The organism is Prosthecobacter sp. (assembly GCF_044232965.1).
Classification (GTDB): domain Bacteria; phylum Verrucomicrobiota; class Verrucomicrobiia; order Verrucomicrobiales; family Verrucomicrobiaceae; genus Prosthecobacter.
This window is the reverse complement of record NZ_JBIIKX010000032.1, coordinates 52,843-64,949: the sequence shown is the minus strand read 5'-3', so window position 1 is coordinate 64,949 and position 12,107 is coordinate 52,843. Positions and strand designations below refer to the sequence as shown.

General features: G+C 61.8%; 10 protein-coding genes. 8 read left to right on the top strand and 2 right to left on the bottom strand.

The window, feature by feature from the left end; genetic code table 11:
• The 8 genes from ACILSI_RS14680 to ACILSI_RS14645 form a co-directional block, all read left to right on the top strand.
• The coding region (locus ACILSI_RS14680) for a glycosyltransferase (RefSeq protein WP_395722640.1) at window positions 1-2,053 on the top strand (2,053 nt) is incomplete at its 5' end.
• 3 nt (window positions 2,054-2,056) lie between these two features.
• Window positions 2,057-3,856, top strand: a complete 1,800-nt coding sequence (gene asnB / locus ACILSI_RS14675; protein WP_395722639.1) for an asparagine synthase (glutamine-hydrolyzing) — start codon at window positions 2,057-2,059, stop codon at window positions 3,854-3,856.
• Window positions 3,857-3,859: 3 nt separating this feature from the next.
• On the top strand, window positions 3,860-5,032 hold the full coding sequence (locus ACILSI_RS14670) for a glycosyltransferase (RefSeq protein ID WP_395722638.1): 1,173 nt from the start codon (window positions 3,860-3,862) through the stop codon (window positions 5,030-5,032).
• 5 nt (window positions 5,033-5,037) lie between these two features.
• The gene (locus ACILSI_RS14665) at window positions 5,038-6,270 is read left to right on the top strand and encodes a glycosyltransferase family 4 protein (RefSeq protein WP_395722637.1); all 1,233 of its coding nucleotides are present in this window, start codon (window positions 5,038-5,040) and stop codon (window positions 6,268-6,270) included.
• A complete protein-coding gene (locus ACILSI_RS14660) occupies window positions 6,267-7,055 on the top strand; it encodes a glycosyltransferase family 2 protein (protein ID WP_395722636.1) in 789 nt (262 codons plus the stop codon). The genes ACILSI_RS14665 and ACILSI_RS14660 overlap by 4 nt, the downstream gene beginning before the upstream one ends.
• Window positions 7,052-8,065 (top strand): GDP-mannose 4,6-dehydratase, encoded by a 1,014-nt coding sequence (gene gmd, locus ACILSI_RS14655; RefSeq protein ID WP_395722635.1) that lies wholly within the window; start codon window positions 7,052-7,054, stop codon window positions 8,063-8,065. The genes ACILSI_RS14660 and gmd overlap by 4 nt, the downstream gene beginning before the upstream one ends.
• Window positions 8,065-9,000: a GDP-L-fucose synthase family protein gene (locus tag ACILSI_RS14650; RefSeq protein WP_395722641.1), complete on the top strand. Its 936-nt coding sequence runs from the start codon at window positions 8,065-8,067 to the stop codon at window positions 8,998-9,000. The genes gmd and ACILSI_RS14650 overlap by 1 nt, the downstream gene beginning before the upstream one ends.
• A gap of 19 nt (window positions 9,001-9,019) precedes the next feature.
• Window positions 9,020-10,237 (top strand): glycosyltransferase family 4 protein, encoded by a 1,218-nt coding sequence (locus ACILSI_RS14645; protein WP_395722634.1) that lies wholly within the window; start codon window positions 9,020-9,022, stop codon window positions 10,235-10,237.
• On the opposite strand, the gene ACILSI_RS14640 is transcribed toward ACILSI_RS14645, so the two are convergent.
• Together ACILSI_RS14640 and ACILSI_RS14635 are read right to left on the bottom strand one after the other, a co-directional pair.
• Window positions 10,209-11,282 carry an alpha/beta hydrolase family protein gene (locus tag ACILSI_RS14640; protein ID WP_395722633.1) on the bottom strand — a complete coding sequence of 358 codons (1,074 nt, stop codon included), beginning with the start codon at window positions 11,280-11,282 and terminating at the stop codon, window positions 10,209-10,211. The two genes, ACILSI_RS14645 and ACILSI_RS14640, sit on opposite strands and share 29 nt — an antisense overlap.
• 42 nt (window positions 11,283-11,324) lie before the next feature.
• Complete coding sequence (locus ACILSI_RS14635) at window positions 11,325-12,023, bottom strand: zinc metallopeptidase (protein ID WP_395722632.1); 699 nt, start codon at window positions 12,021-12,023, stop codon at window positions 11,325-11,327.
• Between the last annotated feature and the right edge of the window lie 84 nt (window positions 12,024-12,107).

Below are 12,107 nucleotides of genomic sequence, written 5' to 3'. Positions count from 1 at the left end.
GGAGCGGCCGGTTTGCGCGGTGACAACGCATCTGCATTTTCTGCCCGCTTTGCGCTGGCTGAAGTGGCTGCGGGGTGTGCGGGTGATGAGCGTGCTGCACGGCATTGAGGCCTGGAACCTGCGTCCAGGCCTCCGAGTGCAGGCTTTGAGAGGGGCGGATCATTTGATGGCTGTGAGCCGCCATACGCGCCAGGCGGTGATCCATTCCTATGGCATCCGACCGGAGCGGGTGAGCGTGGTGCCCAACACCTTTGAAACCGAGCGTTTTGCCGTCGGGCCGAAGCCGGAGCATCTGCTGCGGCGCTATGGCTTGAAGCCGGACCAGCCGATCATCCTGACCGTCAGCCGTCTGGCCTTGTCTGAACGCTACAAGGGGCATCGTCAGGTGCTGGTGGCTCTGGAGACGGTGCGGCGGCGGTTTCCGCAGGCCTGCTATCTGGTCGTCGGCACCGGGGATGATCTGCCGGGGCTGCGCACGGCCGTGGCCGCTCGTGGGTTGCAGGAAAATGTGATTCTGGCCGGTCATGTCCCTGGCTGCGAGCTGGCGGATCATTACCGCCTGTGCGACGTCTTTGTGATGCCGAGCAGCAAGGAGGGGTTTGGCATTGTCTTTTTGGAGGCGATGGCCTCTGGCAAGCCGGTGATCGCTGGCAATCAAGACGGGTCGGTGGACGCGCTGGACGAGGGCAGGCTCGGGGTGCTGGTGGATCCGAACGACGCGCTCCAGATCGCCAGCGCCATCTGCCAGGTGCTGGACAAGAAGCCGGAGGGGGCGCTTTGGCATGCCCCGGCGGCGCTTCGGGCGGCAGTGGTGGCGCAGTTTGGCTACGCAAGGGTGAGCCGGTTGCTGGCGGAGGATCTGGCCCCGCTGATCAAGCGTGAAACGAGAACGCAACGCCTTCCGGCCGCCAGCTCAGTGTCTGCGGACAAATGGCCGGTGGCGCCCCGCATCCTGGTGCTGACCCAGTTGACATCTCCTTACCAGGTGGAGTTTTTCAACGCTCTCTCAGCCGCGGGAGGCTTTCATCTCGAGGTGGTGTATCTGACCAGCCAGGATCGCGCCCGTCAGTGGCAGAGGTCAGACATCGCCCACAATCATCTGATTTTGTCCGAGACTCCGCACATGCGCCAGGATGCGCTGGAGGCGATCCGCAAGGCGGACCTGGTGATCTTTAATTATTACACGGACTGGTTCGCACTGCGGGCGATCCGTGAGCGGGCGCGGCAGCGCAAGCCCTGGGTCTTCTGGGGTGAGCGCCCTGGCTTTTTTCAGACAGGCTTGCTCGGGGTGACTGCCCGCTGGTTTCTGCTGAAACCGCTGCACCGCCACGCGGCACCGATTTGGGCGGTGGGGTGTTTTGGCGTGGAGGGTTACCAGCGCGAGTTTGGCCGCAGCCGCAGCTATCAAAACATCCCTTACTTTTCAAACCTGGCGCGTTTCTCCCAGGTGGAGCGTCAGCCGGACATGCCGCGCGTGTTTTTCTATTCCGGCTCGTTCTCGCATCGCAAGGGAAGTGATCTGCTGGCCGCAGCCTTTGCCCGTGTGGCCGCCCGGCATCCGCAGGCCCGGCTGGTGCTGGCGGGCGCGGGAGACATGGAGGTGCAGATGCGGAACATGCTTCTGCACTGCTCCGACCGTGTGACCTGGCTGGGCTTTCAAGCCTGGGAAAAGCTGCCTGAATGCTACGCTCAGGGCTCGATTTTCTGTTTCCCCTCACGTTACGACGGCTGGGGGCTGGCGCTGGTGGAGGCGCTTGCTTCCGGCATGCCCTCCATCGGAACGGACCGCACCGGGGCCGCCATTGAGTTTCTGTCAGACCGGCAGGCGGGTTGGCTGGTTGAGGCAGGGGCGGGGCGCGATTTTGAACTGGCGATGGAGGCCGCCCTCACCCTGCCTGAGGCGGAGTTCCGCGCCATGCAGGCCGCCGCCCGTTCCAAGGTGGCTGGCAACAGTCTGGAGGAAGGAGTGCGGCGTTTCACGACCGCCGCAGAGGACGTGATGGTGCGTTGGCAGGCCCGCATGCCGGGAACTCCTGACGGAGGATTTTTTTGATTTATGTGTGGCATTGCCGGCATCATTGACACCCAGCCCGCACCCGCAGACGAACTGCGCGCAAAGCTCGCGGAGTTGAACGCCGCCATGAGGCATCGCGGCCCGGACGATCAGGGAGTTTGGATTTCGACCGACAGCAGCACCGGTCTGGCTCATGTGCGTTTGTCCATTTTGGACCTGTCAGCCGCCGGACATCAGCCCATGAGCATCCCGGAACGCGGATTGCACATCACCTTCAACGGGGAAATCTACAATTTCCGTGAGCTGCGTTCCGAGTTGGAGCGTGAGGGCGTGACTTTCACCACCCACACTGACACGGAGGTGCTGCTGCGTCTTTATGAACATGAAGGCCAGGCCATGCTGGCACGCCTGCGCGGCATGTTTGCCTTTGCAATCTGGGACGACCGGCAGCGGCGCTGCTTCCTGGCGCGTGACCCGCTGGGCATCAAACCTCTCTACTACACACTGCGTGGCGGACGCCTCGCCTTCGCCTCCGAACTGCGTCCGCTGCAGCAGGCGGGACTCACGGTCGGCGAGATCGATCCCGGTGCACTGATGCGATATTTCAAAACCGGCTCCGTGGCCGAGCCGCAGACCCTGCTGATGGATGTGCATTGTCTTGAGGCCGGTCATTACCTCCTCTGGGAGGCCGGACGTCTCGCCAAGCGCTGCTACTGGCAGGTTGAGTTTCACTCCGAAGAAATGTCCGCCGCCCAGGCCGTGACCGAGGTGCGCGCGGCCTTGCTCGACACAACTCGCGCCCATTTTGTCAGCGATGTGCCCGTGGGCATCTTCCTCAGCGGTGGGATCGACTCCACCGCGCTCACCGCCCTGGCCAGGGCGGTCGGCCAGCATGACATCGCCACCTTCTCCATCGGTGTGGATGACGCGGGGCTGGACGAAAGCAGCGTGGCACGGCGCACGGCGGAGCATTTCGGCACGCGGCACGAGGAGATGCGGCTGGACGCGGAGACGGCCCGTCACGAGTTAGCGCAATTTCTTCGGGCGATGGACCAGCCGAGCATCGACGGTTTTAACACCCACACCGTTGCCTCGTTTGCTCATCAGCGCGGCATGAAGGTGGTGCTCTCCGGCCTCGGCGGGGACGAGATGTTTGGCGGCTACAAGAGCTTCGACGCGGTGCCCCGGCTGGCTGCCGCCACGCAGGCCGCGCGGCTTCTGCCCGGCATCGTCCAGGCTTCCGGTTGGTTGATCGAGCGCCTGGCACCTGCGAGCCGTGCCAGGCGCATCGGCTCGCTACTGCGCACGCCGGGGGGCATACGGGATGCCTATGGCTGCTTCCGTGGCATTTTCTCCGCGCATGAGGCGCGGATTCTTGCCGCCAGATATCTGCATAGCTCGGCACGAGACATCCATCCATCGCCCCAGCACACTCTACTGGCGGCGGATCCGCGTGATGCCGTCAGCGAATGTGAGCTGCGCTTTTACATGCGCAACCAGCTCCTCAAGGACAGCGATGTGATGAGCATGGCCCACGGCCTGGAGCTGCGTGTTCCGCTGGTGGATCAGACGTTCTTCCGCCGTGTGGCCCGCGTGCCAGCCGCGCTGCGGCTGCGCTCTGGCAAGCAGATGCTGCTGGACGCGGTGCCGGAAATCCCGTCCTGGGTGTCCCAGGCTCCCAAGCGTGGATTCGTCTTCCCGTTTGAAAAATGGCTAGGAAAGGGATGGGGGGATGCCTTCGCCCGCGCCACGGCCCGCGCCCCTTTCAAGAACCCAACCTGGTACCAGCGCTGGAGCATCTTCATGCTCGACACCTGGCTGGAGCGCCACGGACTGCTTTGACCCATGCGCGTGCTGCATGTCATCCCCTCGCTCTCTCCAACGTCTGGAGGCCCCAGTTTCGCCCTGCCGGCGATGGTTCGTTCGTTGCAGCCGCATGAGGTGCAAATCGTCGCCGCCACCACGGATGACGACGGGCCTGGCAGGCGACTCCCTGGCATCATCCACGGCGTCGAAACGACGCAGGACGGCTGGAGCGTGGTGTATTTCCCGAAGCAGACCGAGTTCTACAAGGTTTCGCTGCCGTTGCGAAGCTGGCTCCAGGCTCATGTGCATGAGTTTGACGTGGTACACATTCACGCCGTGTTCTCCTTCGCCAGTCTGGTCTCCGGGCATGTGGCGGCGGCGCGGGGGGTGCCCTACATTGTGCGTCCGTTGGGGGTTTTGAACCGCTGGGGCATGCAGAACCGCCGCAGGCTCGTCAAAGCCCTCTCGTTTCGCTTGTTCGACCTGCCCATGCTCAAAAAAGCCGCCGCCATGCACTACACCAGCCGCATGGAGCTGGAGGATGCCGCCCGCTTCGGCCTCACGAACATTCAGCGCGTGATCCCCATCGGCATCGACCTTGCGCCTTTCGACTCGCTGCCGCCACGCTCGGTTTTCAGCGCTCGATTTCCCGAAACCGCCGCCACACGGAACCTCCTCTTCCTTTCCCGCATTGATGAGAAAAAGGGCCTGGACCTTCTCATCGCTGCTTTTGCCAAAGTCCGGCCCCAGCAGCCAGATACACGTCTCATCATCTGCGGAGAGGGTGATCCGGTGTATGTGGCAGGCTTGAAACAACAGGCGCAGGAGCTGGGCATCTCAGAACACATCACCTGGGCCGGATTCATGCAGGGGGAGATGCGTCTGGCCGCGTTTGCCGCCGCTGAGCTTTTTGTGCTGCCCTCGCACTCCGAAAACTTCGGCATCGCGCTGCTGGAGGCAATGGCCGCCGGTCTCCCGTGCATCTCGACCGATCAAGTGGCGCTTGCCGTCGAGGCGGCGGCGGACGGGGCGGTTTGTGCAGTGGCTTGTGAGGAGTCGGCGCTGTCAGAAGCGATGCGTTCGTTGCTAGGCGACGCCGGTGAACGTGCTCGGCTCGCCAAGGCCGCGAAACAAACCGCCATCAACCGCTATTCGCTCAAGGCCATGGGGGCGGGGCTGAAAGATCTATACGAGTCCGTGCTCCGCCGATGATTTTGATGTCACACATCACGGGCAATCCGAACAGCAAGGACGCCGCCGCCGCGTTTGTGGCGCGTGGCTGGCTTTCCGAGCTGCACACGACCCTGAGCTGGCACCAGGATGGAATAGCGGACTGGCTGCTGCCCTCCAGCCTCACCCGAGAGCTGCGCCGCCGTTCATTCCCTGCGGAAACCCGTCCTTATCTCCGACGGCACGTATTCCCAGAGCTCCGACGGCTGATCCTGCGCCGATGGATGCCGCCTGCTCTCGTGGATGAGGAAAGGCTGATCAGGCAGGCTGCCGCTCGTTTTGATCAAAAAGTGGCCGAAGCCGTGCGCATTGGCCGAAAAATCCGCGCGGTTTATGGCTACATCGACTCCAGCCTGCTCACGTTTCAGGCGGCCAAAAAGAAAGGGCTGAAATGCATCTATGAAATGCCGACGCCGGGCTGGCGCACCAAGGAACGCCTGATGGCGGAGGAAAAACAGCGCCAGCCACAGTGGGCGGCGACATTATCGGAAAAAAATTCGCCGCCCCAAGTGCAAGCCCGAAGAGACGAGGAACTCAGACTTGCGGACATGATCATTGTCCCGAGTGAGTTTGTGAAACGCTCTCTTGAGGAACTGCCATTCGATGTGAGCGGGCGTGTGAGAGTGGTGGCCTATGGCCGCTCGTTGCCTGCTCAAGAATCGGATCCCGCCACCAGGACCGAATCCACGGAAAACCAAGTGCGTGTTTTGTTTGTGGGAAATCTGACACAGGCCAAAGGCTTGTCCTACCTCGCGGAGGCTCTCCAGGCACTCAGATCGGTGTCGCTCACGATTGTGGGCCGTCGTGTGAATGGAACGAACTGTCCGGCTCTTGAGGCATTCCTTCAAAGTCATCGCCACATTGACGGACTTCCTAACAACGAGCTGATGAATCTCATGCGCCAGCATGACGTGCTGGTGCTGCCGACTCTTTATGAGGGCATGTCTCTAAGTGTCTTGGAAGCAATGTCCCAAGGGCTGGCTGTCATCACGACCCCTCATTCGGGGTTTGAAGACGTGATCACCGACGGGGTGGAAGGATTCATCATTCCTATTCGCGATGCAGCTCAGTTGGCCGATCGTCTGATGTTTTTGGCCGCGTCGCCTGAAACCCTGGCAAAGATGAAACACAAGGCCGCAGAAAAGTCCCGAATGTTGTCCACTCAGGAATATCGTTGTTCTCTTTGCCAAGCCTTGGAGCCACTACTTGCCGCCGGATGAATCTTGACCTCATCACACCGCTCATCCTCACCTGGAACGAGGAGCCCAACCTGCGCCGCTGCCTGGAGCGTCTGCGCTGGGCTGCGGAGGTTGTGGTGCTTGACAGCGGCAGTACCGACGCCACGGCGGCCATCGCGGCGGAGTTTTCCAACGTTCGTTTCCTCGTGCGGCCGTTCGACGACCACACCACGCAGTGGAACTTCGGTGTCGATGCCATCCGGTCGAACTGGGTGCTCTCTCTCGACTGTGATTACGTTCTCGGCCCCGGATTCGAGGATGAACTCGCCGCACTGCCTGCCGAGACACCTTGCGATGCTTTCTTCGCCTCGTTCCGCTATCTCATTTTTGGCAAGCCGCTGCGCTCATGCCTCTACCCGCCGCGTGCCGCGCTGTTTCGCAAGGATTGCTGTCGTTATGTGCCGGACGGTCACACCCAGATCCTGCGCATCCCCGGCCAGAGCGCGGCTCTGGCCACGAAGATCGACCACGATGACCGCAAGCCGCTCTCCCGCTGGTTTTCCTCCCAGGACAAGTATGCAAAGCTTGAAGCTGATAAATTACTCGCTCTTGCGCCCTCGGAACTTAGCCCGCAGGATCGTATCCGCCGCAGCATGATCCTGGGGCCGGTGGTGGTGTTCTTTTACACGCTGGTATTCCGCCGTGCGGCCCTCGATGGCTGGGCGGGCTGGTTTTACACCTTTCAACGCACCCTCGCGGAGATCATGCTGTCATTGCGGCTGCTGGAAAAACGCCTAAATCCAGTTCTCCCGACTCATCATTCATGAAAAAAGCATTCATCACCGGCATCACCGGACAGGACGGCTCCTATTTGGCCGAGTTGTTGCTGCAAAAAGGCTACGAGGTTCATGGCGTCATCCGCCGCTCCTCCAGCTTCAACACCGGCCGCATTGATCACATCTACCAGGATTCGCATGTTCCAGGCACGCGCCTGTTTCTGCATTACGGCGACCTCTCGGACGCGGTGCAGATGGTGAAGCTGCTCTACGATTTGCAGCCGGATGAAATCTACAACCTCGGGGCGCAGTCGCATGTGAAGGTGTCCTTTGACATCCCGTGTTACACCGGGGACGTGGACGGCCTGGGTGCCCTGCGCATCCTGGAGGCGATCCGTGAGACCGGGCTGGATAAGAAGACGCGCTTCTACCAGGCCTCCTCCTCGGAAATGTATGGCAAGGTGCAGCAAGTGCCGCAGACGGAGACGACGCCTTTCTGGCCGCGCTCCCCCTACGGCTGCGCGAAGGTCTTCGCCTACTGGCTGACGGTGAACTACCGCGAGAGCTACGGCCTGCATGCCTCGAACGGCATTCTCTTCAACCACGAGAGTCCGCGTCGTGGCGAGACCTTCGTCACACGCAAGATCACCCGGGCGGCCACACGCATCAAGCTGGGCCTCCAGGAGAAGCTTTACCTCGGCAATCTCGACGCGAAGCGCGACTGGGGCTTTGCCGGAGAGTATGTGGAGATGATGTGGCTCATGCTTCAGCAGGAGAAACCTGACGATTATGTCGTCGCCACCAATGAAACCCACAGCGTGCGGGAGTTCTGCCAGGAGACCTTTGGCCTGCTCGGTCTCGACTGGGAGCAGCACGTCGTGCATGACTCGCGCTACGAGCGCCCGGCGGAGGTGGACCTCTTGATCGGCAATCCTGAGAAGGCGCGGAAGCAACTGGGCTGGGAGCCGAAGGTGCGGTTCAAAGATCTGGTGAAAATCATGGTTGAAGCCGACCTGAAACTGGCGGAGCACGAGGCCCAAGTGAAGAATCTCGGAAAATGATGAGGCTGTTTATCTCAGGACACACAGGCATGGTGGGCGGCGCGTTGGTGCGCCGTTTTGCCAATGAACCCGGCGTCACTCTGCTGACCCGCACCCGCAAGGAACTCGACCTCACCGACCAATCGGCGGTGCATGCATTTTACGCGGCGGAAAAGCCGGACGTGGTGATCGTGGCGGCGGGCAAGGTGGGCGGCATTCACGCCAACAACACCTACCCGGCGGAGTTCATCCACCAGAACCTGGCGATCGCCTCGAACTGCATCCACGGCGCGTGGCTGGGTGGTGTGAAGCGTCTGCTGTTCCTCGGCAGCTCCTGCATTTACCCCAAACTGGCTCCGCAGCCGATGCGTGAGGACTGCCTGCTCTCCTCTGCGCTCGAACCGACCAACGAGGCCTACGCCATCGCCAAGATCGCCGGTTTGAAGATGGCGGAGTATTACCGCAAGCAGTACGGCGTGGTTTATCACTCCGCCATGCCGACCAATTTGTATGGCCCGGGCGACAACTACCACCCGCAGAACTCGCATGTGATGCCGGCGCTCATCCGCCGTTTCCACGAGGCAAAAGAAGCGGGCCTGGCCGAGGTGCCGGCCTGGGGCACAGGCAGCCCGCGCCGCGAGTTTATGCACGCGGACGACCTGGCGGACGCCTGCGCCTTCCTGCTGCGGTTGGAAAACCCGCCGGACCTCGTGAATGTCGGTTGTGGCACGGATGAGACGATCCGTGAGCTGGTGGAACAGGTGGCCGAGGTTGTCGGCTTCCAGGGCAAGATCGTCTGGGATGCCTCGAAGCCTGACGGCTCGCCGCGCAAGTTGCTCGACACCTCATTGCTGAACTCCCTCGGCTGGCAGCCGCGCATCTCGCTCAAGGAAGGGCTGGCACGCACTTACCAGTCCTTCTTGGAAGAGCAGCAGGCCGGCAAACTGCGCGGCTGACGCTTCTGGCGTTGCGATCATGAAAGTCCTGCTGCTCAACCAGTGCTTCCACCCGGATCACGTCGCCACGGCGCAGCATCTCACCGATCTGGCGCTGGAGCTGGTCAAATGCGGTCACGAAGTCACCGTGGTGGCTTCGTCACGCGGTTATGATGATCCCAGCATCCGCTATCCGGTGCGCGAAACCTGGCAGGGCATCAACATCCGTCGCATCTGGACGCCTGGCCTCGGTAAAAAAGCCAAGTGGCGGCGGCTGATAGATTTCGCGATGTTCTGGGGGAATGCGAAACGCATTCTCTTTTTTTTGCCCCGGCAGGACGTGACGGTTTGCCTCACTTCGCCGCCATTAATCTCGACGTTAGGCACCGCGGTGGCGAAACTCAAGGGCGGGGCGGTCGTGCCTTGGGTGATGGACTTGAATCCTGATGAGGCGGTGGCAGCGGGATGGCTCAAGGCCGGTGGTATTGTTGAGCGTGCGCTGACCTTCATCCAAAGCTGGAGCTTTCGCCAGGCGTCGCGCATCATCGCGCTGGATCGCTTCATGGCGGAGCGTTTGAAGGCCAAGGGCGTGCGTGAAGACGTGATCCACACCGACGCGCCTTGGTCGCACGATCAGGCGGTCTGTTACGATCCTGCGGCGCGTGAGGCGTTTCGCGCAGAGCACGGTCTCACGGGCAAGTTCATCGTCATGTACTCGGGGAATCACAGCCCCTGTCATCCGTTGGATGGAGTGCTGGCGGCGGCAGATGAACTGAAGTCGGAGCCGCGGCTTCACTTCCTCTTTGTGGGCGGCGGCAGTGAGTTCAAGAAGGTGCAGGCGTTTGCGAAGGAGCGGGCGCTGAAGAACATCACCTGCCTGCCGTATCAGCCGATGGAGAAGCTCTCTGGCTCGCTTTCCTCGGCGGATTTGCATCTCGTCGTCATGGGCGAGCCGTTTGTGGGCATCGTGCATCCCTGCAAAATCTACAACATCCTCACGCTGGGCATTCCCTTTCTCTTCATCGGCCCGGATCAGAGCCATGGAGCGGATCTTGCGCGGCGTCTTAATGATCCGCTGCATGCTCGCACAGCACGCAATGGCGACACGCGTGAGATCGTGGCGCAAATCCGCTCGGCGATTCAGCTCGGGCCGCGTCCGGTGAACGTGGCGGCGCAGGCGCTCGGCGCGGAGTTTTCCCAATCGTTGCTTTGCCCGCGATTGGTGCGCATCATTGAGCAGGCCGGAGCACGCGCTTGATCAGCTCGTAGCTGGCGAAGCGTTCGGTGTCCGGGAAATCGTGGTCGGAGTCGGGGTGGGCGATTTTCAGTCGTGACTCCGCCTGGTGCAGCTTGAACAAGGACAGAGCTGCGGTCGCAATGCGGTCCACACTCTGCCAGCGGAAGTTCGCGTCCTTCAGCGGCGCGTTCACAAACACATGGCGCGGTGCGAGGCAGGCGATCAGCTCGTAATGATCCCAGGGCACGTCCTGCGGGCGGCCGAGGTAGTCCTGCATCTTCATCATGTAGCGCTCCTGCACATAGCCTTTGATGTTGCCGCCGTAGTAGTCCAGCAGCGAGTCAAAGCCACAGCTTGAGACAATGACTTGGATGCGCTCGTCAAACACAGCGGTGAAGATGGCGTTGTGACCGCCGAGCGAGTGGCCGATGGCGGCAAAGCCGTGCGCACTGTCCACGAACGGCAGCGATTCGAGGTAGTCGAGGCCGCGCACGTTGTCCCAGATGGCCTTCATCGTGCCGCTGGGCATGTGGAGCGCCTTCAGGTCCGGCTGATACTTCGCCAGCAGCGGATAGCTCGGTGACAGCGTCACAAAGCCACGTTCCGCCAGCTCCTGCGCATACTGGCGGTGAGGTCTGCCGCCAAGCCCCACCACAACCATGTGGCCGATGTTATTCTCCGTCGGATGCAGGCAGAGCACAGCAGGTATTTTCGTTCCGGCCAGCGCTGTTTTCGGGATGCACAGATAAGCCGGCACCTTCCCGCCCGGCTGCGAGGTGTAGGTGATCAAGCGGCGCACATAGCTGCCGCAATCGACTTCCTCAATGACCTGCGGATCGAGCGCACAGCGCATCTCCGCTCCAGGCAGGGGACCGGCGACCTGCTGAAAGCCCGCCAGCGCCTCCTTGCGCCGGAAGTCCCACTCGGCGGGTGTCGCGGCGATCTTTTTTGTGCCGTCGGCAGTTTTGTATTCCAGCAGATTCGTCCGGCTCAGGCCACGGATGGGCGGAATCTCATCGGCGCAGGCAAAACAGGGCAGGGCAAGGGCAAAAAGAAGGCGGCGCATGAGGTTCATACGCCGCCGTGGTGGAAAGCTTATCCGCGCTGCTTATTCCTCATCACGCTGGCCGCCCAGCATGTGCATGACGTAATAGAGGAAGGTGGCCAGGGCGCTGATGAAGGCCGCGACGTAGGTTAGGGCGGCGGCGTCCAGCACCTTGCTCATCGCGGCAGTTTCCGCGCCGGGGGAGATGGCACCGGTGCTCGCCAGAATGCGCTTTGCACGAGCAGTGGCGTCAAACTCCACTGGCAGCGTGATGAGTTGGAACACCATCACGATGCCAAAGCACACCGCGAGGACCGGGATGGCGACGCGTGGCGCGAAGTAGAGCAGGCCCATGCCAAGGAAGGGGATGATGTTCCCCGCGATGGTGGTGATGCCCACCGCCGCCATGCGCCATTGTAGTGGCGCGTAAAGCTGCTGGTGCTGGATGGCATGCCCGGCCTCATGTGCGGCCACGCCCAGCGCGGCCACGTTTCTGCCGTGGTAATTCTCCTCGCAGAGCACGAGACGCTTGTTCGTCGGATCGTAATGGTCGCTCAGCAGCCCGTGGGTGGACTCCACGGTCACGTCGCGGATGCCGTTGAGGTCCAGGATGCGCCGGGCGATGTCCGCGCCGGACATGCCGGAACTGGCCGGCACCTGGGAATAATGGTTGTAGGCGCTCTTTACTCGCCACGAGGCCAGCAGGGCCAGCGCGGTCGTGCCAAGGCAGATGAGCATGTAGAAGGGATCGAAGACAATCATGGTGTTTTGTGTGGGGTTTGCCTTCTCTTACGCGACAGGCGGCGCAAGGGAAGCGCGGAGACGTTGCAAAACCGTGCGCACTTT